Below are 21,416 nucleotides of genomic sequence, written 5' to 3'. Positions count from 1 at the left end.
GTCTACGAAAAATTGAGCCTGATGCACAGCAGTGCCCATCATTTGGTGTACTTCACGTCCGCACCACAGGCATGTCTTCCCATCGCGTTGTGTACTGCGGCGTGCGCCGCTCCTGTTTCATCGACCAGCGCCTGCGATCTCCCTCCAGACCGGTACTGCCCAGCAGGACCGTGCCCCGGCCATAGCGGCGGTTGAGCCCATCCAGGGCGCCCATCAACCGGCCTTTGTCCCGTCCCTCTCCAGGCCCTTCTTCCAGCGCCAGTTCACCCTGGTGCACCGAAGCCGGTTGCAACGCCATCAGCATCACCCCGGCCTTGGCGTACAGGAAGTCCGGCTTGTAGATGGAGCGCAGGCCGGTCAGGGCCGCATCGGCGATCAGCGAACTGTCGGCAGTCGGTCTTCGTAACGGCACCACGATGGACCGGCTGTACTGGGGATCAGGCCGGAACGGACTGGTCCGCACAAAGGTCAGCACCTGGTTGGCGAGACCTTCTTGGCGCCGCAACTTCTCGGCCGCCCGGCTGGCGAACTCGCTGACGGCTTCGCTGAGGTCTTTCAGTGCAGTCACCGGGCGACCAAACGACCGGGTGCAAGCGATTTCCTGTTTGTCTGGTGCCGCGTCTTGCAGATCCACACAGGACTGGCCCTGCAGCTCACGCACCGTGCGCTCCAGCACCACCGACCAGCGCTGGCGTATCGTGGCCAGGTCCATGCGGGCGAGATCAAGCACCGTGAGGATGCCACCCTCTTTTAGCTGCGCCGCAATGCGACGGCCCACGCCCCAGACTTCCTCGACCGGTGTGGCCGCCAGCACCGCATCCCGTGCTGTTGGCTCCAGTGCAGCCAGGTTGCAGATTTGTGCCAGTTCGGCGGGGTAACTGCCGGGTTTGCGTTCGGCCGTCTTGGCGATGTGGTTGGCCAGCTTGGCCAGGGTCTTGGTCGGCCCGATGCCGATGCAACAGGGGATGCCCACCCACTGCAACACCCGCTCGCGGATCACCCGGCTGCGTTGGACCAGATCACCCCGGATGCCCGAGAGATCCACAAACGACTCGTCGATGGAATAGATCTCCTGCCGGTGACCGAGCCCGGCCACCAGGCTCATCATGCGGTCGCTCAGGTCTCCGTACAGCGGGAAGTTCGCCGAGAGTGCGACCAGCCCCTGGGATTCCGCCAGATGCCGGATCTTGAACCAGGGCGCCCCCATGGCAATGCCCAGCGCCTTGGCCTCGTTGGAGCGGGCAATCGCACAACCGTCGTTGTTGGAGAGCACCACCACCGGTTTGCCGTTCAGGCTGGGGCGGAACACACGCTCGCAAGAGACGTAGAAATTGTTGCCATCAACCAAGGCATACAGCGGGGAATCCATGCAGCACACGCAACCAGGTTCGCCAGCTTCAGCGCTTGAACTGTTTGATCGCCGCGATCACCACGCCCCACACCTCGACCGTCTGGCCTTCGGTGGGCACGATGTCGGCGAAGGTCGGGTTGGCCGCCTTGAGCTTGAGCCGCCCCCCGCGTTGCCAGAGCTGCTTGCAGGTGAAGTCCCCATCGACCACCGCCACCACAATTTGGCCGTGGCTGGGCTTGATCGCCCGGTCCACCAGCAGCACATCCCCATCGAAGATGCCCGCCTCACGCATGGACTCACCCCGCACCGTCATGCTGTAGGTGGCCTGAGGGTGCTTGATCAGGTGTTCGAGCACGTCGATGCGTTTGGCCTGGAAATCCTCGGCCGGCGACGGAAAACCTGCCCGAATCCGGGACTCAAGTTGGAAGGCGGGAAGGACGCATTCGGCCAAGGGCCTCGGTGGGCTGCAGCTTTCTGACGCCGCACCAGGGAACAGGGGTGACAACGGGGGAGCTTCTACAATACTGGACATAATAACAGTATAGAAGCCAAGCCCATCCCTTGGGGATCGCCTTACAAAAAACCGGCGTGCATCCGCGCATAGGATGGAACCATGTGCAGTCACTACGAAGGCGTGAGGGACTCCTAGGTCTTGCGAAAGGTGTTCCAGGTGGTGCCACCGGCCGACTTAGGCAAAACCGATCTCTGGCCGGGATACCCCGGCCTGCTGATCCGCCGCCCCAGGGGAAAAAGACTCGGGGGATGACGCAGTGCCTGATCGGGAAGCGTTACTGGCCTGTTTGGCCTGGTGCCCCACTGGGCGACCGACCTGAAGATCTGCCGCAGTACCTACAACGCCCGAAGCGAGACGGTGGCCACTAAACCGAGTTTTCGGGAAGCTTGGAAGAGGGCGCAGCACGCATCATCCCGACCCAAGCCATCTATGAATCCGCCTTCAAAAAAGCAATTGTCACTTGAAATTCATAATACCAGGAAAATCAGGGCATGCAATAGCAGTATTGCCCTTTTGCGAGGGGTCTGCGTTTTGAAGGTCGGATTTTTCGATAATCAGTGCCAAGCTTGGATCACACGGCACAAGGCGCAAGGCACTCAGGTAAAGAATTATTTGCGCCGTCCATGCCCGAAACTGCCTGGAAGTCTCGCAGGATGATCCAAAGCATCGACGTAGTTCTTTTTAAAATTATTTTTTTCGGAATTTCGTATCTTTGATACCCTGTCTTTATAAGCAGGTTTTGAGTCGGACGAAAACTTGGCAAAAGTCATTTCCTTGTGCGTATTTGCAACCACTGAAGCTGATTTTAAAACGGACACCTTGACTTTTCCGTTTTCTCTTGACACTTGCACGCTGTGACGCACTCGCAAATAGTTTGCAAGCAAATCCCTGTACTTTGTATCATCAAGCAGGGCCAATAACCTCTCGAAAGGGCCTGTATCGCGGTGGCGATCAAAGTGATCGTCATAATATTGAATCGAGCTTAAAAATTGCTCGGATTTAATCACCTTCTCCCACGAGATGAAGGGCCGAACGACGGGCAAGGATAAGGCTTTAATGAAGTTTCTTGGATCAGTGTCAGTTGTCATGATATTACTCATCAGAACAATCTTGGATTTCGACTCAGTCAAGCGATAAATTTTATCACCCCAGATTACTTAACCATCACCCACTTGTTCTCTGGTACCCCGTATTAACTTGAAGATTGGGCGCTCTATTGCAGCCCTCCAAGATGCCTCATCCGGAATTTGACTTGGGATCATGGCGGCTCGCGATCCGCTAAATAATTGTGAAACCGGGCTCAACTGAGTAAAGCATTGCATCTGCCGCATCCATACAAAGCGCAGAAGCAATCTTGTTCGCCATTGTAGATGCCGTGTTGTTTGGCGATGGCTCGCTATGCCACTGGATTGAGCTAATTGCATCGAAAAATCGGGTGCCAAAATGCATGCGAGCCATGTTCTTGATGGTGTTTGCATCTGGGGTTTTCATTCCGCACAACATCTCCACTAAGCTTTGCGATAGATTTCCATTGGCTTGTTCATTTCCATTGGAAATTTCTGAACCCTGCGATGGTGCATTGTAGGCGGTTAATAGATATCTGGCTAGATCCTCTGAAAATTCGTCAAGTTCGCTTGGTTGCATGCATTCTATCGCGATGTAGTGCCCAAATCCTAAAGCCAGCATATAGTCATAATTCGTGGCTAATGCATTCATGTTCAGAAGAAGAAAATGATTTCCGCCTTCATTCATGCGAATGCTCATGATGTCTGAAAATTTGTGTTCCTGCGTTCCCCAGTATACCGGCACGATCTCAACACCTTCTCTACGAAAGAAATTGATCAGATTTTCCGAATCAAGTCTGTCTGCTGAGGGGATCCCAAAGATAAACTGTTTTGCCTCGATCGATAAAATCTCAGTATCGCAGGCAGAGCTCTTTAGTTGTCGCCGAGTAAAGTAGGATGTGGTTTCTTTGCTTGCACCAAACACCTTGAACTCAAAGTGTCGTAGCGCCTTTATCACTTGAATCTTCTGTGTCACATATTCATCGGATGTTGACAGCTCGTTGGTGTCATGCAAATAAATCGTAGAGCATTCAATATTTCGCATAAGTAAATTTCAATACTTTCTAGATTTGGGTCATGAATGAAAAATCGTGGGTGCACCTGCACCATATAATGTAAACATCAGCTGGTAAAGGGTAGCACCCGACCTCTTTGCCCACGATGGGCACGGGTAGGACATCTATGTTGCATGCGGGCCATTCAAAAGATTTGAACTTGCTCTGAGCGGGCGGTCCAAGCGCTTAAGATGTCATTCATGATCTTGTGCAGGAATCGACCGGCTGCTTCGAGCCTTGAACCGACATAGCCACTACGACAGGCAGGAGTGCAGCGAATGCTGCCCATCACGGTCATACCGTCAGTTCGCGGTTGATTTCCCGAAGTTGTCGTTCGGGGCTCCTAACCCTAGTGGGCTCGTTCGCCGGTTTGAAATGAACAGCTGACGCTGATGTGTGCGCTGCATCGCAGTGGCATCTGAAGGTCTGCTGCGCGCGGTTGCGAACAGGTATTCCCGACACGTTGCGGTTATTCAGGACCGGTGAAAGTGGCTGCGCAGCGCATGAGACTCATGAACGTCTAGTATCCCAGGGCGACTCATAGTTCCTTTACCCTTGCGCGCCCCGCGCCACTCAACCGGTACCAGTGCTCTTTGCCTTCTTGGCGTTCTTCCAGCAGGCCGCTTTGCCAGCATAGGAAGAGTATGTGCTCCAGCTTATCTTGGGCAAAAGAAGGACTATTGATGCCAATCGCAGGGGAATAGCGTTCCAATCCGCGGTCCCCGATGACAAACCGGAAACGATTCTTCCCGTCACCTGTCGTCTGGGCGCGGCTGCTGGCAATCTGGAAGTGGCGAAGGATTACCCAGTTCTTGACGATATAGCCCATGAAGGTTGCCGGACTTAGCTCGGCGAATTTCTTTACCGCGTGCGTCATAGCAATCATCGAGGTCATGTCGGTGTCCGCGGTCCGCAACGTCCTTTCGCACAGAGGATTCCCGAGCAGGTTGGACGCCTCAAGTGCGCAAAATACCAGGGCCTTGTAGGCTAGGACCACAGCGGCATTCCCACCTTCTTCCGAAAACTCATAAGAGCAGGCCAGCAAGTCGTTGATAAGTCCAAAGGCATCCGCTTCTTTGACTTCCTGATGCACACTGGCGGCGGCATACAGAGTTGGTTCATCCCCTTGGATTTTACGAAAGTGAGCATGCAGCTTTGAGACTTTGGCAAGAAACGGATTTTCTAGCTCAGGCTCGCAACTACGCCCGATGATTTCCACGATTTCGTTTATCGAGTTGTTGTTATCCGGATCCCGTTCCTCAGCCAGCCAGGTTTCGACCACAGTGAAAAGCGTATCAATTGCCAATCTGTGCAACTGGCGCAATTGCAAGACCATCCACCACGACTGCAGTGTCTCGACCCCTTTGATGCTGAATGGCTCTCCGCCCGGGGCTCGTGCTGTCGCCATGGCAATTCGCACGGTCTGCTCGTCCACAAATCCATTCCGCGCTTTTCCGACAGTTGACTTGGATGCGGCATCAAGAGCTCGAAGTACCAGATGGATCGCGAACCAGCGGTAACGGTCAAACTGTTCTACAGGCATAGCGCCGGCCGGAAAGAACTTCCCGAGGAACGCCTGCTGTTCCGCCGATGTTGCGCCCCCTAGATCGAACAGTTCCTCCAGCTGAAACACTTCGTTGCGCGTCGTGGTCAGGCGGGTGACATCGGCCAACCATTTGTACTTCGCAAATGAATGGGCGTGCTCGTCGAAGGCCATCGCTAGGCCCTTGCCTGCCTCGGTACATCCAAAGGTACCGTTGGATCTACGTTCCAGAAATCCAAGTCCGCTGGTGAGACTGGGGCCATAGGTACCGGCATCGAATAGGCTGACTGTGCTGTTCGAGAAATGGTCGAACACCAGCTCTACTTTCACGTTTCCCTGTGGAAAGATTCGCTGGCTGCCTGCAAGATTCATATAGTTCTTGTGCTTGTTCACCCATATAAGCACGAGCTGTACTTTTTCGTAGGCATTGCGGGCCAGCTGCGTCGCCTCCGCCTTCGTGAGCTTGGCACCTTTTGACTCCAGATATTTCTCCACTTGATAGACGACCCAGCACATGGCGCTGTAAACGCGGACATATCGGACAAAATTGTTGATGCCAGGGAAGACGGCGTTGTACAAACGTTCATTGACCGGGGCTGTGCCCAATGGATCATCACCTGAGATACCCGAGTTCAAGGGCGCGGTAAAGATGGGTCCCTCAAGCATTATTGAGTCGCTCCCTGACTCGTTGAGCCGTCAGTTCGTCCGAAAAATAGAAAATAGCTTTTCGGCAGCTCGAATTCGGGCACACGATGATGTGGTTGGCCCGCAACTTGCCCAGCACGTTCTCGCTGAAGGCTTGAAAGCAGTGGGGGCATCCTCGACTGTTAAGTTCGCGCTCGGTTTGCAGCAGACCGTGGTAGCGCCGATTGGGATTCGTGCGCTGAATCAAGCGTATGGCCTGAACGCCACCTGGGAACGTCGCTTCATCCTCGTCGCTCGCCTTGTATTCGGGCTGCAGCGCATGCTCAACAAGCTCCTCAATACGTTCATCCAATGATTTAGCCTGCCACAGCTCCCTGAGTGCCAAGACAGCCGCGGCTTTCATGGACTCGCTGACGTATAGAAAGAGTTCTTTTTGGAGTACATCCTCGATGTCCTTTTGCGAGGGCGCATTGTTGCGCAACCCACCATCAAACCGCAGCAGCAGGTCCTTGAGCGCGGAGTACGGCGCCGTCAAGCCACGTTCCTTGGCCATGGCCACGATGAGGCAGGCAGCCCCAAGCGCAAACTTTGACAAGTCCGAACGCCCATCGTGCGGATACTCAAACTCACTGTAGATTTCCAGCCAATGCCTGAGTCGCTGGTACGCCCGATCGTCATTCCAAGGCGACTCTAGAGACAAGTTAAAAGCATGCGACCCGGCCACCAACGCTAGGACGGGACCTTCCGCTATCGCAGGATGGTCACGCAACAGCACCGGAATTTTCTCCAGCACGTTGCGCAGGCATTCTGCGAGTTTCTGGTCAATCAGATCTTGGGCTGCGTTATCGTCCTGGGGCAGGTCTATATGCAAATGAGGCGTTTCCTCCGCATGCGGTGTGTTGGCGTGCACGTGGGTGCCAGGCTCCTTGCCTGGAGCTTGCTTCTTGGAATTAAGCCAATGCACAAAGGCTCGTAAGGCATCGTGGTGTCCCTCTGCCAGTCCTGCGGCTCCTTGCCGCAGTTGTGCGGACGACCCGGCCCAGCCGGCGAAGGAGAAAGGCTCGTCTCGTCCAGCCAATTCTTCATCCTTCCGCTCCGCTCTTGGGGGCGACACGGGCCGCTGCGCGAGCGGCGTAGCCGCGCGAACAAAGATTTGTAGTAGCTCAAGCAAGTCATCGTTCTTGAACTCTCCTCTAAGGATGCGTCGTACTGCCTGCTTCTCACGTCGTTGCTGGTCGGTCGCTGACAGCTCATCTTCGACGCTGAGCCAGCAGCGTGCGGTAAAGCCAGGGCCTTGGAGGTTCAATTGGACCGAGCCGATCAGATCAACGCCTGACGGAAGCCGAAATGAGAATCTCCCCTGCGGATTTAGCCGTACAGGCACGTCAGGGCATGGCGGTTGTTCCGGGAACTGATCGACGGTAGCAAGGGCAGATACGGGCAAGGCGCGCGTGCTCCAGACCGAGCCCTGGACGAAACCTTCCTGATTGAGCACCGCGTCCATGTACGCCCGGTTATTGTCGCGTGCGGCCGGCTCATACTTGTTCGGGACGAATTCCTGCGGTACGCAATCCTCCCATTCGAATGGAGACTTCGGAAGCACCCGAGCCAGAGAGACTTCGATGTTCTTCTTGGATTCGAGACTTTGCTCGGTGGCGTTGACGGAGCCAGTGACGACCAAGGCCATCCCCTTGGCTTGCACTTCAAATATCTTGGCGTGCAGGTGCCGCTCCCTGTCGGCAGAACGCGGAACGACGAAAGAGAACTTGCAGGCTGCATCGTTTGCTGGTTTTCCCGGTTGCCTTAATGGCGCAATTAGCGTGACAGGGTCCAGCCCTACTTGAATCTTGCGCACAGCCAGGGCATTACCTAACCTTTGCACTGGGCCGGCGTCGGGCGCATGAAACGGAGCCAGGGCAACCAAGGAGTTAGCCTGAACGCCTTGTTGCCGCCAAAATTCGGTGATTTGACTGCTGGCAGGGCTTTGCAGGGTGTGGACAAGCCGTACCGCGGCTTGCTGTTCATGCGTCAGGCGTGAGGACGCGCCACTTGCCGTGCGCGCTCTCTTCTCCAGTAGTTTGAGCAGAGTAACCGCTTGTTGTGATTCGCTTGGAATCATGTACGCCAGACGCGAGGCGAAGTCGGCAAGGTCCGCAAAGACGTCCGGGTAGTCTAGGTTGGAAACCGAATCGAGGCACTCTAGCTGACGATGCTGGCCCGGCGTCGTCAGGTTGCCACTGCCTACCGTCAGAATGTCCTGGTCCTTGCACGCAAAGTAGGCCAACTTGGGATGAAAGACGCCTCTTCCAGGCGCCTGTACCGCAGCCAAACGGTACGTGCGTCCGGCCCCATGTGCTTGCGTTTCGACAAGGCTTTCGTCGAGCTCGTCAGCGTCTACCAGGATGGCCACCTCTTTGCAGCCCGCTTGCCGTAACGTGGGAAGTAGCGCGCTTTCGATGAAACTTAGACTGAGGGTATAGGTGGTGAACAGTGCCGACCGCGGCCGTACTTCCGATATCAGTTCAACAAGATTTCTTGGATTCATCCCTCTCCCACTTCCTCACGACCAAAGCCAAGTGCTCTAGGCGGACGTTAAGGTAGTAGGTTCTTGTTGTCAATTAATGCAGATCTGCAGAATGTAGGTCTGCGAAGAATGGAGGGAGACGTGCAGGTCGAGCTACATACCGGGGATATCCCATCGGTCTTTGAACGTTTCAGCGACCTGATTGGTGCCCAGCACTGGAGGAAGCGCGTCGATCTTCTCAAGGCCGAAATCAAGGGCAATCGGCTGCTGAAAGAACACCTGACTCAAGAGAATGAGATCGCTTTCAGCCTTCAGGCATCGACCGAACTCACGAAGAGGTTTGGTCGGTTCCCCGTGCATCAGGTGGATTGCAGCCCGTTGTACCCGTGCATGGCTTTTGCCGCACAGATTCTATCCATCGCAGAAGCATCGGGAAGTGCCCAACGAGCCCAACTGGTGCGCCGTGTTCATGGTGCCTTGAAGAACCCGGACGATATGAGGGGACTGCGTCTGGAGCTCACGGCCGCAACCCATTTCCTTCGCCGGGGCCTCGGCGTTCAATGGCCAGAAATGATTGGGGGCGGCACCATGGACTTGGTGGTTCCAAGACTGGGGCCACAAGGGCTTGAGATTGAGTGCAAGTCAATCTCTGACGACAAGGGACGCAAGATACACAGGCGAGAGGCCTTGGAATTCTGCTCACTTGTTGCGCCCCAGCTGAATGATCTTGGCAAAGGGTTAAAAGCGGGCGTTGCTGCTGTGCTCACTCTTGATGGGCGCATGCCAGGGAACTTCACAGACAGGAGGAAACTAGCACAGTCGGTAGTGCGCAATGTGCTCTCAGGCTCCAGCAACTGTCAACTGGAAGGCGCGAATTTGCGAATCCATGAGTTTGATCCCGCTCTTCTGGGGGAACTCGGGGAAGATGGCCTCCCTACGATCTCAAGGGATCGCATTGATTCGATCACCGACACTACAAATCGGCAGGCAATGATCGTTGGTCGCAAGAGTGGAGGTGCGATAGTCTTTGTGCTTCAGAGTGCACAGGACGACTCACTGCTGACCTATGCCTTCGACACCCTGTCGAAGTCGGCCAGTAAACAGCTCTCCGGAGAACGAGCAGGGATGTTCTTGGTTGGCCTTGAAGGACTTGAGGCTGAGTCTTTGATGGAGTTGGCTCAGCAGGATTCGACGGGGGATCAACTGCCTACAGCACTTCGTGTGCGAGTCAGCGACTTTTTGGCCAGCCAAAGCCGCGATCATGTTGTAGGAGTCGGCTTCATAAGCAAGGGGGCGTTGCGCCCTGCTTCCGGTGGCGTGACCGACAGCGGTGGCTCCGCCTATGTCTTCCCGAAGCGAGAGAGCCCTTTTTGGAATTCAGACTTCTCGGGGTTATTCTCGGAATGAGTGTGACTGGCCACCTGGTTGCGTTATTGCTTTAGATCGGCAGTGTCAGAACGTTCAGCACAAGACCAGTCGTTCACATTTGGATAACCAGGCCCGCACATCGAGTGCCCGGTATCGGTGGTATGACGCCCATACGAGCCGCAAACCGCCGAAAGTCCGGTAGTGATCTTCGTGCCTCATTGAACCGCGTGGAACGAATGACTCAGATCAGCCTGAAGCAGTCAGGCTGGAGGACGGATGTGCAGCGGATCAGGGTGGTCCCCCGAGCGGGTCATGCTCACGCTTACCGCTGTTTGGCCGGGCTTCATCAAAGCGGCGGTCCAGTTACGAACGTCAGGGGATGGCTGGGCCGCGAGGAGCAGCATTGTCCCCTGGCGCCACCACAAGCAGCCCATGACTGGTGCTGTGAATGGAACGGGGCGTGGGCGGCATACCCGAAGCAGGCAAGTTCGCGTCCAACTGCCACCTCTCACGCGACGCGCTCACGGTACCGTTCAGCCAATCGTGAAGTCTGCGCAGACTGCTGAAGGGTCTGTTGGGCGGTGCAGCCAGTTCGATCAGCAGGTCGGCAGCCCAGACTTCTACCAGCACATCGGTCCATTTCAGATCTGCGTGCCCGTCTTGTCCTAGTTTCTGCAACAGTCGGCTCAACCGTAGCCAGGCCCCTTGCGCGCGTTTCTCTGAACTGGCCAGCCGCCGTGCTTCGGTAGCTAAGCGCCGCAGACGGGGGATTACCCGCTGTGCCTCTCGTTCAGGCTGTCGCAGTGCTGAACGACGCCACCGACCTAGCCTTGGCACGAGCCAACTCAGCACCTCGACGCCAACAGCAAGCGCGTGGCTTGCGGAGAGCAGTGCTTGGGGACCTCCGATTTGAATCTCCGGGTGATCGGGCCAAGACGCCCAGACTAATTCTTCATCCCACGACGCATCCGCATCGCCGCCCAGCAGCGCCCGAAGCTGATGGCCAGCCTCGATCCAACCTAGAAACTGCCCTGCCTCCAAGAGGAATATCGGAGCTGCACCATCGGACGCGGCTAGGGCTTTGGCGTTGCCGGGAGGATCGAGGTGCAAGACCTCCAGCGTCGGGGTGAAGTAGGCCATGGTGCAGACGGCGTCCACTGGAATCGCCTGAACCAAGGCGCCGTTAACCGGGTTTACCCAACTGATTTGTTGAAGCTTCTCGGCCTGTAGCATCCCACCCTTCAGCTCTGCGTGTTTAAGTCCGCCCCACGTTCCTTTGGCTTCTACGCAGGCCCAATTGCCGTTGCCGTGGCGCACCAAAAAGTCAGGGTTCATCACTTGCAGCAAACCCAGTGCGTTGAAATTCATCGCGCTGTGCTTAAGAACGTTGAAATGCCAGAAGTGTTGGAGGGCGCCCCAGCCGCTGGCCGTGGCCCATTCCTCCGTCGCGACGCGAGCATAAAGCATGCCCAGCGCATAACTCTCGTCTGACAGCGCAGTCGCATCCAGGATGGACGCGAAGGGCTGTGCAACCCAGTCGCCGTTGGCATCCTGGTGGAGCAAAGACAGCGTCAAATCAAGGCGACGTTGAAGAAACTGCTGCAGGGCCAACTGATCGGCCAGCCCCAGAATCGGCATCGGTGGGATTAGATTAGACCCGTAGCCGCCGTCGAGCGCTGCAGCGATAAGGGCTGCCACACCCGCAACCTGTCCCGGATCAGGCAGATTCACAATCCCGGGAACGGGCGCAGCCGGGGCAGCGAATTGCGCGATGAAGGGAAGGGGCGCGAGGCCATAGTTGACTGCAGCGCTAACCTTAAACTCGATATCGTTGGGCATGAGATGTCAAGCAAGAGACCCACCTGATAAGTATAGGCAAGCTGATGGTCAGGTTGGTTGAAAGCATTCCAAGAAGTGTGGGCGGTCCGAAAATGCAGCCACCAGCAGCCTTAGGTTGAAGCTGCCATTAGAGGACAGGAACACTGCCTTGGCGTTCGCCTGATACGGCATGGACTGGCGGCGCTCATCCGTTTAGCCTTCGCTCAATTGACCGCTGTCGGACAGAGCAGTCATAGGGATACCGGAGCTGGCTGTCTGCACCCAGCCTTGAAACGACATAGCCACTACGACAGGCAGGAGTGCAGCGGAAGCACCCGCTCGTCCCAGATGCACGCGTTCGTTGCCCGCTAACTCGCCGCAGATTGACTGCGAGCGCCACGCTTCGAAGGTCAACGGTCCTTCTCAATGTCGAATGCCGAATGCCCCTTGTGGGCAGCAGCGGTCATCTGGCCCGCCGGCTGCGACTGACTCCGTTCAGCCTTAACCATGACACTATGGTGCCAAGGACGGAGTGCAGCGTTTGCCGTCGATGAACGCGGCCAAGGAGACCCACGGCGGTTGCCTCGAAGCGGTTGTTCAGTTTGATGAAGTTCAGTAGGCCAAGTGGCAGCTATGCGGGATACCACGGTCATGCGTTTCGCAACATGGCTTGCGCAGCTTGATAGACCGCTTCTGTAACACTTGGACTGGCGGTTTGACCCGGAGGAGACCTTCGCCACTCGAAGTTATCAGCCTGATACCAGCCTTTTATATTTGCACCTACAGTCGAATCAAGGTATGCGTCCGGTGAACCCATCTTGAGGCGATGACGGTAATCGACGATCGTCCCCACGAAGGAGATCGTGGGGACGATGGAACGATTGATCGATGGACAGCGCCGACTGCGGCGCGAGTACAGCGCTGATTTCAAGGCGCTGGTACTGACTCAAACCCGTGGGCCTGGTGCATCTGTGGCCGGTGTAGCCTTGAGTCACGGCCTGCACCCGAACATGGTGCACCGCTGGTTACGCGAAGATCGCTTGACGGGAACACACATCCAGCAGCAACCGCCGGCCTTTGTTGCCCTACCTGTTCCGACGGGCGTCAGCGATGTTCGCGCTGCTCAGACGGCAGGGGCTGCCTCGGGCGCGGAGGGCGAGTTCATTCGTATCGAGCTGCAGCGTACCGGTACCACCATCACGATTAACTGGCCGGTGACGGCGGCTGCTCAATGCGCCCAGGCACTGCGTGAGTTGCTGCGATGATCCGTATTGATGCCCTGTGGCTGGCAACCGAGCCGCTGGACATGCGCGCCGGAACGGAATCGGCCCTGGCCCGCGTGGTGGCGGTCTTCGGTGCTGCGCGCCCGCATCACGCCTACCTGTTTGCCAACCGGAGAGCCAACCGGATGAAGGTGTTGGTACACGACGGCATTGGGGTGTGGCTGGCGGCGCGGCGCCTGAACAGCGGCAAGTTCGTCTGGCCGCGTGACGGAGCGTTGACCACCATGCTCAGCCGCTCGCAGTTCGACGCTCTGGTGCTCGGGTTGCCTTGGCAGCGCCTGGGCGATGGTGGCCTCATCACCGTGCTCTGAATCTGATCGCAGGCCTGCTGCCTGCCAATCGGTGCATGTGCCAATGGCGTGGCGTTACCGGCACTGGCACAGTCATGCCCATGGTCGTAGAGCCGCAATCCCTGGATAGTCTGAGTCCCGAGCAATTGCGCTCGGCGCTGCTGTCCATGCTGCAAGCCGCTGCTGCCAAGGACCAGGAGCTTGCCTTCAAGCAGACCCTCATCGACAAGCTCACGCACGAGAACGCGCTCTTGAAGCGCATGAAGTTCGCCGCCCAATCAGAGCGCTTCAGCCCTGAGCAGAAGAGCCTGCTCGACGACGAGATCGAAGCGGACCTGGCGGCCGTGGCCAGCGAGATCGACGTGCTGTCGCAGGCGCAAACGCCGACCACCAAGAAGCAAGCCAAGCGCTTGCCTCTGCCCGCGCACCTGCCTCGGCGCGAGATCCGCCACGAGCCCGCGTCCACCACCTGCTCGTGTGGCTGCCAGATGAAACGCATCGGGGAGGACGTAGCAGAGAAGCTGGACTATGTGCCCGGCGTGTTCAGTGTCGAGCGCCATGTCCGCGGCAAGTGGGCCTGCGCCCAGTGCCAGAGCATTCAACAGGCGCCGGTCGAGGCGCACGTCATCGACAAAGGTATCCCCACCACCGGCCTGCTGGCCCAGGTGCTGGTGGGCAAGTACGCCGATCACCTGCCGCTGTACCGGCAGGAGGCTATCTTCGGCCGCGCCGGCCTGGCCATCCCGCGCTCGACCCTGGCGCAGTGGGTGGGCACCTGCGGGGTGCGTCTGCAGCCGCTGGTCGATGCCCTGAAGACCGAGATCCTCAGTCACCGGGTGCTGCACGCCGATGAGACTCCGGTGGCCATGCTCAAGCCCGGCGATGGCAAGACGCACCGCGCCTACCTATGGGCCTATGCGCCGGGGGCGTTCGAGAGCATCAAAGCCGTGGTTTACGACTTCTGCGAGTCTCGATCGGGCGAGCACGCCCGGCGCTTCCTGGGCCACGATACCGAGAGGGCCTGGAAGGGAAGCCTGACCTGCGACGACTTCAGCGGCTACAAGGCCCTGATCGCCAGTGGCGTGACCGAGGTGGGCTGTCTGGCCCACGCCCGGCGCAAGTTCTTCGATCTGCACGCGGCCAACCAAAGCCAGATCGCCGGGTTCGCGCTGCAGCAGTTCACCCGGGTCTATGACATCGAGCGCGAGGTCAAAGAGCTGGGCGCCGAACAACGGCAAATCGTTCGACAGCAGCAGACAAGGCCGATCCTGGACGCCCTGCACGAGTGGATGACGCTGCAACGGCGCCAGGTGCCCGACGGATCAGCAACCGCCAAGGCGCTGGACTACAGCCTGCGGCGCTGGGTGGCGCTCACACGATTCATTGATGACCCGCAACTGCCGGCGGACAACAACTGGATCGAGAACCAGATCCGGCCCATTGCCATCGGGCGCAACAACTGGCTATTTGCCGGCAGCCTGCGCGCGGGCCAGCGCTCGGCCGCCGTCATGAGCCTGATCCAGTCGGCGCGCATGAACGGGCATGACCCGTACGCCTACCTCAAGGACGTCCTCACGCGACTGCCCACGCACAAGGCCAGCCGCATCGCAGAACTGCTGCCACATCGCTGGCAGAGGGCCCGGCCTGATGCTGCGACACTGGCGGCATGAGTAACAAATTCCAGCGCGTACAGGTCCATACCGTCTACCAGTTGCGCATCGAGCTGCAGCACATCGAGCCGCTGATCTGGCGACGCATCCTCGTGCCCAATACGCTTAAGCTCAGCAAGCTTGATCGGGTTGTGCAGGCCGTAATGGGCTGGACTAACAGCCACCTGCACGACTGGCACATCGGATCGCAGCACTACGGTGTTCCCGACGAAGAGTGGATCGGCAATAGCGCGATGCTCGATGAGCGCAAGTTCACCATCGGCCAGGTGTTGGGCGAGCTGGTCAAGACCTTCGCCTACAGCTACGACTTTGGCGACGGGTGGGATCACCGGATCACGGTGGAGAAACATCTACCCGTTCAAGAAGGACGCAACGACTGGCCAATGTGCCTGGCCGGTGAGAACGCCTGCCCACCCGAAGATGTGGGTGGGCCACCGGGCTACATGAACTTCTTGCAGGCCATGCGCGACCCGAATCATGAGCAGCACGCCGACTACTGGCGCTGGTGGGGCGGCCCGTTCGATCAGAACACCTTCAGCATCAATGCGGCCAACATGGCGATCCGCAAGCTGCGCTAAGTTCGGCGGACCGCGGTCAAGGTGGGTTTGCTGGACGCTTACGAATCAAGGCTCTGTAGAGCCATCTTGCTTGTTGAAGCTTGTCTTCTGGCGGGAGTAGGTCAGCTCCACGAACGAATCAAACTGTGGCGTGTGGCGATGTCGCCTCGTTTGAACATCGGTGGGCAAAGTTGGACAGCACCGCTAAAGTCGGGCTCGATGCAGCAAAGGGACGTGGGCTTGTTGAGCAGTTCGGGGCACGCTGCTCGAAGAAAACCTGGATGACTTCCTCTGTGAGGAAGGTATTATTTCGAGCTCCTGTATTTGATGTTGTATTTTTGCATCATCACGGCAGAGGTAGGCCAAGTTGCCTTTGAATCAACGGTGCAAGGACGAACGGCTGTCCTGATAGTCCCTAGCGGCTCAGCTCTGGGGGTATTTTTGGGGGTATTCTTTTCAACCTAATCCAAGATCACAAGGTTTTATGAGGCTTTTTGGCGATGATGGGAACTCCTCTCACTCCGCCAATCAGAAACCCCCAAGTGACTTGTTTGCTTGGGGGTTTTTCTTTACCTGATCACTGTCTCCATGGCCACCTCCCACGCTGTCCGCCCACTGTCGGGACCCGCATTCGCGACACTGCTGCTGATCGCTCTGATGATGGGCGCGAATCACGTCGCCGCACGCTTTGCCTTTGACCATGGGGTCTCGGTATCCACGGCCGTGGCGTTTCGCAGCGGTGTGACGGCGCTGGTGGTGTTGGCGATCCTGCGCCTGTCGGGGGCTGCCCTGCATGTGCCTGCGGGCCAGCGCCGAACGCTGTGGCTGATCGGACTGCTGGTGGCGGTGCAGAGTCTCTGTCTGTACTCGGCTGTGGCCCGATTGCCGGTGGCGCTGGCCTTGCTGGCTTTCAATTCCTATCCCCTCTGGACCGCGCTGTGGGCACGTGCGCTGTATGGCGAGCGGCCGGATCCTCTCGTGCTGCGCGTCATGCCGGTGATGCTGCTCGGCCTGGCGATGGCTCTGGATGTGGCGGGTGCCACATCCGGTCTGGGGGCCGTCGAGCACTGGGGGCGCATCGGGGCGGGCGTGGCCTTTGCCCTGGTGGCTGCCGCCACGTTCGGCTGCGCGCTCGTGCTGACTCAGCACGGCACCGCCGGGCTGGATGGAAGACTGCGCACGGCATGCACCATGGGCATTGTTGCCGCGCTGGCTTTGGTGGGGGTCGGCTTTCAGGGGGGCTTGCAGTTGCCTCAGGCAACGGTGGGCTGGTGGGGTCTGGCGGGCCTGACCGTGCTGTACGGCACTGCATTCACCATCATGTTCACCGTACTGCCGCGCCTGGGCGTGGTGGGCAACTCGGCCATCATGAATGTGGAGCCCATTTTTGCGCTGGTGCTGGCTTGGTTGCTGCTGGGTCAGACGATTGCGCTGATGCAGGTGGCCGGTGGCCTGATCGTGGTGGGGGCGGTGATGTGGCTGGGGTTGCGGCGGCGCTGAGGACCCCGCGCTGTTCAGTCGTCCAGCGACGCGCTCCAGCGCTCGTTCCACTGACATCCTGAGGGCTGTCTGAGCCTTTCGATGGAGCGACGGTCTTTCTTGCTGGGTCGACCCTGATTCAGACTCAGTGCGGGTTCGGGTGCCAGGCGTCGCTGCTCGGCCGCCATCGCCCGTGCAGCCACCGACTCGGTGGTTTCCCGATACAGCAGCGCGGCGACCGGGGCGGGCCCTCGCACGCCGCTGAGCGCCACCACCTCCACGGTGCGGGTGACGTAACCGGTGCGGATGTCGATCCGATCACCGACGCGAACCTCCTTGCCCGGCTTGGCGGGTTGGCCGTTGACCTGGATGCGTCCCTTGTCGATCTCCTCGCTGCTCAGTCCCCGTGTCTTGAAGAACCGCGCGGCCCACAACCACTTGTCCAGCCGTACCCGGGCGGCATCGTTGGAGGGCGAGGAAGGCAGCTTGCTCATGCGGTCGGGGACGAGGGAGGGGAGGAGGGGGCCAGTGGCAGTTTCACCACCGCGTTCAAGCCTTGGACTTGGGCGCGGTCACGCCGGTTTTCAAGGTGGATGCTGCCATGGAGCGACTGCACGATGCCATGGCAGATGGTCAGGCCCAACCCGACACCCTGGTGTGAGCCGGTGTGCGGGCGCTCGGTGGAGAAGGGCTCGAACAGCCGCACCCGCAATGCGTCGGAAATGCCGGGACCGCTGTCACTGATGGTGAGTACGGCCATGCCTGCCACGTTTCGCAGGCTCATCCCCAGGGTCCCTTGCGACGGGCAATGGCCGATGGCATTGTGCAAGAGGTTGCGCGTGAGTTCGCGCAGGGCCCAGGTGTGGGAGTGAACCGGCGTGGCCTCGGTCTCGATGGAGAAGTCGAGGTCACGCTGCGCCATCAGCGGTGCCAGGTCAAGCGCCACCTGCCGGGCGATGTCGGCCCAATCGCTGACAGGGACGTCCTTGTCCTGACGAAGCTGTTCCACTTTGGCCAGGGCCAGCATCTGGTTGGCCAGTTCGGTGGCGTCCTCGACGGTGCGGGCGATCTCCTGGAGGGCCTGGCCAGGTTCGATGTCACCACGGCGGGCCGACTGCACCTGGGTCTTGAGCACGGCCAGAGGTGTTCGCAGTTGATGGGAGGTATCCCGTACAAATCGCTTCTGGTGCTCCAGCAGATGGGACAGTCGCTGCATGTGCTGGTTGGTGGCCGCAATGAGCGGTTGCAGTTCCAACGGTGCATCGTCCACGGGCAGCGGATGCAGGTCGTTCTCGCTGCGTTGCGCCAGTACCTGGCTGATGGCCCTGACGGGTCTGGTGGCCCACTGGACCACCAGCACGACCACCAGCGCAATGACCATGACCAGGCCTGCCTGTCGCCACAGGGTGTCGATGAGGATCTGGCGTGCCAGTGTCTGGCGCAGCTCCAGTGTTTCGGCCACCTGGATGGTGGCCATGCCCTGGCCCGCCGCACCGGCCACCGGCTGAAGCAGCACGGCCATGCGAACCGGGACATCCCGGTAGAGGTCGTCGTAGAAATGCACGAGGGCGGCGTAGATTTTTTGCTCGGGCAGGTGTTCGCGAACCGGGGGAAGATCGGGAAAGCCCGACACCATCACGCCACGGAAGCCATTGACGCGGTAGAACAGGCGACTGCGGTTGTCGGCCTCGAAGGCCTCCAGCGCCGAGTACAGCAAGGTCGACCGGACTTGTGCGCCGGAGGCGCCCGACACCACGTCCAGCTGTTCGCCCAGTGATTTCGCGGTCGCCAGCAGCGTGCGGTCATAGGCCGTGTCCGCCGAGGAGAGTGCCTGGCGGTACAGCACCACGGTGTTGACGATGAGAAACAGGAACACCGGCAGCAGGATGCCCAGCAGCAAGGTGCGCCGAAGCGACAGGCTCCGGCCCCGGGCGGCGGTGGATTTCATGCCGGCGCGGTTCGCAGCAGGTAGCCAAGGCCACGCAGGGTCACCAGTTGCGCGCCGGTGTGCGCGATCTTCTTGCGCAGGCGGTAGGCGACCACCTCGATCGCTTCCGGTTGGACATGGTCCTCGCCCGCAAACACCTGCTCGAACAGCCGCTCCTTGGCAATGGCCTGTCCGGGGCGGGTCAGGACGGCGCGCAGCATGGCCAGTTCCCGGGGCGCCAGCTCCAGCGGCTGCCCGTCGTGATACACCGCACCGCTGTCGGGATCGATGCGCATGCCGCACCAGCCCTGGGGCGGATCGCCGGGCACCACTGCCGAACCGCTGGAGCGGCGGGCCAGGGCGCGCACCCGGGCTTCCAGTTCGTCGAGGTCGAACGGTTTGGGCAGGTAGTCGTCGGCGCCGGCATTGAGTCCGAGGACTTTGTCGCCCACCGTGCCTCGCGCCGTGAGGATGATGACGGGCGTGGTGAGCCCCGCAGCGCGGGCGTCGTCGAGCACCTGCAAGCCGTCACGACCGGGAAGACTGAGATCCAGCAGCACCACATCGGGTTGGCAGCAGCGCCACTGCGACAGCGCGGCGGCGCCGTCATCGCAGGCGAATACCTGCATGCCGCGCCTCTCCAGGGTGCGCTGCAGTGTGGTTCGCATCAAGGAGTTGTCTTCCACCAGTAGAAGCTTCATGACGACGATTATCGGTACCTGTGTTGACGTGGTGCGTGTTCGGGTTTCCCCTAGGTGTTTGGACAGCCGTTTGACAGCGCCTGACAGGAAGATCGGACACGTTACCCAACCAAGGAGACATGCATGCGTCGTGATACTTTCCTCAAGTCCCTGGCGGCACTGGCCGCTGCCGGTGCGTTGCCGCACACGGCGTGGGCGAGCGCTTCGGTCAAGATGATGATTCCCGCCAACCCGGGCGGCGGCTGGGATGGCACTGGTCGGGCACTGGGGGAGGCCTTGCGCGATGCCGGCGTGGCGTCCAATGTGAGCTTCGAGAACAAGGGTGGTGCGGCCGGTGCCATCGGTCTGGCGCAGTTCTACAACGGCAGCAAGGGTGATCCGAACGCCCTGATGGTGATGGGGGCCGTGATGCTGGGCGGCATCATCACCGGCAAGCCGCCGGTGTCCATCACCCAGCTGACACCGATTGCGCGTCTGACCACCGAATACAACGTGTTCGTGCTGCCGGCCAGTTCGCCGCTGAAGACCATGAAGGATGTGGTCGAGCAGCTCAAGAAGGATCCGGGCAGTGTGAAGTGGGGCGGTGGCTCCCGTGGCGCCACCGAGCACATTGCGGCCGCACAGATTGCCCAGGCCGTGGGCGTGCCTGCCTCCAAGATCAATTACGTACCCTTCCGTGGGGGCGGCGAGGCCGTGGCGGCCATCCTGGGCGGCAACGTCACGGTGGGGGGCAGTGGATTCAGCGAGTTCCAGCCCTACATCGAGAGCGGCAAGATGCGCGCCATCGGCATCACTTCGGGCCAACGCATCAAGGGCATCGATGTGCCGACGCTCAAGGAGCAGGGTATCGATGTGGAGATCGGCAACTGGCGCGGCGTGTATGGTGCGGCAGGCATCACCCCCGCCCAGCGCGATGCGCTGACCGAGATGGTCATCAAGGCCACGAAGAGCAAGGCGTGGCAGGACGCGCTGGCCAAGAACAACTGGACCCCGGCCCTGTTGACTGGAAAGGCGTTCGACGAGTTCGTGGATCGCGACTTTGCTGCCCTGCGTGCGACCATGGTCCGCGCCGGCATGGTCTGACCCCATGATGCAGGCACACGAGACACCACCGGCCGCACCGCGTCCGGATCACCGGCCGGGGCAGGTGGCCATGGGGCTGGCTGCCCTGGCGGTGGCCGGGCTGCTGGCCTGGGGCGCTGCCGCGATTCCGTCGGATGCCGGTTATGCCGGCGTTGGGCCCGACTTCCTTCCCTGGGTGGTCTGCGTGGCCATGGCCATCTGCGGAGCCCTGCTGGTGTGGGAGGCCTTGACCGGCGGTTACCGTGACATGGAGGAGCCGTCGGGTGCGCCCCGCGGGGACTGGCATGCCATGGCCTGGGTGTCGGCGGGTGTGCTGGGCAACGCGGCGCTCATCACCACCATCGGTTTCATCCTCAGTTGTGCCCTCTGTTTTGTGCTCGCGGTGCGCGGTCTGCGCATCAGCGAGGGCAAGGCTGGTGGCGGGTTGATGCAGGTGGTGCGCGATGTGGTGACCGGCATGCTGATCGCTGCGCCGACCTACTGGCTGTTCACCAAGGTGCTGGCGGTGAGCCTGCCGGGCCTGACGGCCACGGGATGGATCTGA

The 21,416-nt window shown here is 59.5% G+C and carries 19 protein-coding genes; 9 read left to right on the top strand and 10 right to left on the bottom strand.

The genetic code is table 11. The features are described 5' to 3' along the window. Window positions 1-52: 52 nt before the first annotated feature. Complete coding sequence (locus tag ACFQNJ_RS01275; protein WP_382253624.1) at window positions 53-1,357, bottom strand: Y-family DNA polymerase; 1,305 nt, start codon at window positions 1,355-1,357, stop codon at window positions 53-55. 40 nt (window positions 1,358-1,397) lie between these two features. Then, complete coding sequence (locus ACFQNJ_RS01270; protein WP_382253221.1) at window positions 1,398-1,802, bottom strand: LexA family protein; 405 nt, start codon at window positions 1,800-1,802, stop codon at window positions 1,398-1,400. A gap of 357 nt (window positions 1,803-2,159) precedes the next feature. Between ACFQNJ_RS01270 and ACFQNJ_RS01265 the strand changes: the two genes are divergently transcribed. Beyond that, the gene (locus ACFQNJ_RS01265) at window positions 2,160-2,522 is read left to right on the top strand and encodes an SOS response-associated peptidase family protein (protein WP_382253219.1); all 363 of its coding nucleotides are present in this window, start codon (window positions 2,160-2,162) and stop codon (window positions 2,520-2,522) included. Here the strand turns inward: ACFQNJ_RS01265 and ACFQNJ_RS01260 are convergent. The 4 genes from ACFQNJ_RS01260 to ACFQNJ_RS01245 all read right to left on the bottom strand — a co-directional run bounded on the left by ACFQNJ_RS01260 (window position 2,474) and on the right by ACFQNJ_RS01245 (window position 8,717). Beyond that, entirely contained in the window at window positions 2,474-2,953 is a 480-nt protein-coding gene (locus ACFQNJ_RS01260; protein WP_382253217.1) for a hypothetical protein, read from the bottom strand. The genes ACFQNJ_RS01265 and ACFQNJ_RS01260 overlap by 49 nt on opposite strands. A 190-nt stretch (window positions 2,954-3,143) precedes the next feature. Next, a complete protein-coding gene (locus tag ACFQNJ_RS01255; RefSeq protein WP_382253215.1) occupies window positions 3,144-3,944 on the bottom strand; it encodes a hypothetical protein in 801 nt (266 codons plus the stop codon). 578 nt (window positions 3,945-4,522) lie between these two features. After that, window positions 4,523-6,193, bottom strand: coding sequence for a hypothetical protein (locus ACFQNJ_RS01250; protein ID WP_382253214.1), 1,671 nt, complete (start codon window positions 6,191-6,193; stop codon window positions 4,523-4,525). Next, a complete protein-coding gene (locus tag ACFQNJ_RS01245) occupies window positions 6,186-8,717 on the bottom strand; it encodes a phospholipase D-like domain-containing protein (protein ID WP_382253213.1) in 2,532 nt (843 codons plus the stop codon). The genes ACFQNJ_RS01250 and ACFQNJ_RS01245 overlap by 8 nt, the downstream gene beginning before the upstream one ends. Before the next feature lie 120 nt (window positions 8,718-8,837). On the opposite strand from ACFQNJ_RS01245, the gene ACFQNJ_RS01240 reads away from it, so the two are divergent. Then, window positions 8,838-10,103 carry a hypothetical protein gene (locus ACFQNJ_RS01240; protein ID WP_382253211.1) on the top strand — a complete coding sequence of 422 codons (1,266 nt, stop codon included), beginning with the start codon at window positions 8,838-8,840 and terminating at the stop codon, window positions 10,101-10,103. A 333-nt stretch (window positions 10,104-10,436) separates the two neighbouring features. Here ACFQNJ_RS01240 and ACFQNJ_RS01235 read toward each other — a convergent pair whose 3' ends face one another. After that, window positions 10,437-11,903 carry a hypothetical protein gene (locus ACFQNJ_RS01235; RefSeq protein ID WP_382253210.1) on the bottom strand — a complete coding sequence of 489 codons (1,467 nt, stop codon included), beginning with the start codon at window positions 11,901-11,903 and terminating at the stop codon, window positions 10,437-10,439. 851 nt (window positions 11,904-12,754) lie between these two features. On the opposite strand from ACFQNJ_RS01235, the gene tnpA reads away from it, so the two are divergent. The 5 genes from tnpA (at window position 12,755) to ACFQNJ_RS01210 (ending at window position 17,182) form a co-directional block, all read left to right on the top strand. Next, entirely contained in the window at window positions 12,755-13,147 is a 393-nt protein-coding gene (gene tnpA, locus ACFQNJ_RS01230; RefSeq protein ID WP_382253208.1) for an IS66-like element accessory protein TnpA, read from the top strand. Further along, on the top strand, window positions 13,144-13,476 hold the full coding sequence (gene tnpB, locus ACFQNJ_RS01225; RefSeq protein WP_382253206.1) for an IS66 family insertion sequence element accessory protein TnpB: 333 nt from the start codon (window positions 13,144-13,146) through the stop codon (window positions 13,474-13,476). Before tnpA ends, tnpB begins: the two co-directional genes overlap by 4 nt. 80 nt (window positions 13,477-13,556) lie before the next feature. Next, entirely contained in the window at window positions 13,557-15,125 is a 1,569-nt protein-coding gene (gene tnpC / locus ACFQNJ_RS01220; protein WP_382253622.1) for an IS66 family transposase, read from the top strand. Then, complete coding sequence (locus ACFQNJ_RS01215) at window positions 15,122-15,703, top strand: plasmid pRiA4b ORF-3 family protein (RefSeq protein ID WP_382253204.1); 582 nt, start codon at window positions 15,122-15,124, stop codon at window positions 15,701-15,703. The genes tnpC and ACFQNJ_RS01215 overlap by 4 nt, the downstream gene beginning before the upstream one ends. Window positions 15,704-16,270: 567 nt before the next feature. Further along, window positions 16,271-17,182 (top strand): EamA family transporter, encoded by a 912-nt coding sequence (locus ACFQNJ_RS01210; protein ID WP_382253202.1) that lies wholly within the window; start codon window positions 16,271-16,273, stop codon window positions 17,180-17,182. 14 nt (window positions 17,183-17,196) lie between these two features. On the opposite strand, the gene ACFQNJ_RS01205 is transcribed toward ACFQNJ_RS01210, so the two are convergent. From ACFQNJ_RS01205 to ACFQNJ_RS01195, 3 genes are read right to left on the bottom strand one after another with little or no spacing between them, the layout of a single operon-like run. Beyond that, window positions 17,197-17,655 carry an RNA-binding S4 domain-containing protein gene (locus tag ACFQNJ_RS01205; protein WP_382253200.1) on the bottom strand — a complete coding sequence of 153 codons (459 nt, stop codon included), beginning with the start codon at window positions 17,653-17,655 and terminating at the stop codon, window positions 17,197-17,199. Continuing rightward, a complete protein-coding gene (locus tag ACFQNJ_RS01200) occupies window positions 17,652-19,109 on the bottom strand; it encodes a sensor histidine kinase (protein ID WP_382253199.1) in 1,458 nt (485 codons plus the stop codon). The genes ACFQNJ_RS01205 and ACFQNJ_RS01200 overlap by 4 nt, the downstream gene beginning before the upstream one ends. Beyond that, window positions 19,106-19,789: a response regulator transcription factor gene (locus tag ACFQNJ_RS01195; RefSeq protein ID WP_382253198.1), complete on the bottom strand. Its 684-nt coding sequence runs from the start codon at window positions 19,787-19,789 to the stop codon at window positions 19,106-19,108. The genes ACFQNJ_RS01200 and ACFQNJ_RS01195 overlap by 4 nt, the downstream gene beginning before the upstream one ends. Before the next feature lie 123 nt (window positions 19,790-19,912). On the opposite strand from ACFQNJ_RS01195, the gene ACFQNJ_RS01190 reads away from it, so the two are divergent. Then, window positions 19,913-20,872 carry a Bug family tripartite tricarboxylate transporter substrate binding protein gene (locus ACFQNJ_RS01190; RefSeq protein ID WP_382253197.1) on the top strand — a complete coding sequence of 320 codons (960 nt, stop codon included), beginning with the start codon at window positions 19,913-19,915 and terminating at the stop codon, window positions 20,870-20,872. Window positions 20,873-20,876: 4 nt separating this feature from the next. Next, window positions 20,877-21,416 (top strand): tripartite tricarboxylate transporter TctB family protein, encoded by a 540-nt coding sequence (locus ACFQNJ_RS01185; RefSeq protein WP_382253195.1) that lies wholly within the window; start codon window positions 20,877-20,879, stop codon window positions 21,414-21,416.

Origin of the sequence: Hydrogenophaga bisanensis, from assembly GCF_042665135.1 — a bacterium.
In the GTDB taxonomy this organism is placed as follows: domain Bacteria; phylum Pseudomonadota; class Gammaproteobacteria; order Burkholderiales; family Burkholderiaceae_C; genus Hydrogenophaga; species Hydrogenophaga bisanensis.
This window is presented reverse-complemented; position numbering and strand designations above follow the sequence as displayed.

Excerpts from the sequence above, each read along its gene's own strand:
- ACFQNJ_RS01260 (WP_382253217.1), bottom strand. The coding sequence starts at position 2,953 with ATGACAACTGACACTGATCCAAGAAACTTCATTAAAGCCTTATCCTTG.
- ACFQNJ_RS01250 (WP_382253214.1), bottom strand. The coding sequence starts at position 6,193 with ATGCTTGAGGGACCCATCTTTACCGCGCCCTTGAACTCGGGTATCTCA.
- ACFQNJ_RS01245 (WP_382253213.1), bottom strand. The coding sequence starts at position 8,717 with ATGAATCCAAGAAATCTTGTTGAACTGATATCGGAAGTACGGCCGCGG.
- ACFQNJ_RS01235 (WP_382253210.1), bottom strand. The coding sequence starts at position 11,903 with ATGCCCAACGATATCGAGTTTAAGGTTAGCGCTGCAGTCAACTATGGC.
- tnpA (WP_382253208.1), top strand. The coding sequence starts at position 12,755 with ATGGAACGATTGATCGATGGACAGCGCCGACTGCGGCGCGAGTACAGC.
- tnpB (WP_382253206.1), top strand. The coding sequence starts at position 13,144 with ATGATCCGTATTGATGCCCTGTGGCTGGCAACCGAGCCGCTGGACATG.
- tnpC (WP_382253622.1), top strand. The coding sequence starts at position 13,557 with ATGGTCGTAGAGCCGCAATCCCTGGATAGTCTGAGTCCCGAGCAATTG.
- ACFQNJ_RS01215 (WP_382253204.1), top strand. The coding sequence starts at position 15,122 with ATGAGTAACAAATTCCAGCGCGTACAGGTCCATACCGTCTACCAGTTG.
- ACFQNJ_RS01210 (WP_382253202.1), top strand. The coding sequence starts at position 16,271 with ATGGCCACCTCCCACGCTGTCCGCCCACTGTCGGGACCCGCATTCGCG.
- ACFQNJ_RS01205 (WP_382253200.1), bottom strand. The coding sequence starts at position 17,655 with ATGAGCAAGCTGCCTTCCTCGCCCTCCAACGATGCCGCCCGGGTACGG.
- ACFQNJ_RS01200 (WP_382253199.1), bottom strand. The coding sequence starts at position 19,109 with ATGAAATCCACCGCCGCCCGGGGCCGGAGCCTGTCGCTTCGGCGCACC.
- ACFQNJ_RS01195 (WP_382253198.1), bottom strand. The coding sequence starts at position 19,789 with ATGAAGCTTCTACTGGTGGAAGACAACTCCTTGATGCGAACCACACTG.
- ACFQNJ_RS01190 (WP_382253197.1), top strand. The coding sequence starts at position 19,913 with ATGCGTCGTGATACTTTCCTCAAGTCCCTGGCGGCACTGGCCGCTGCC.
- ACFQNJ_RS01185 (WP_382253195.1), top strand. The coding sequence starts at position 20,877 with ATGATGCAGGCACACGAGACACCACCGGCCGCACCGCGTCCGGATCAC.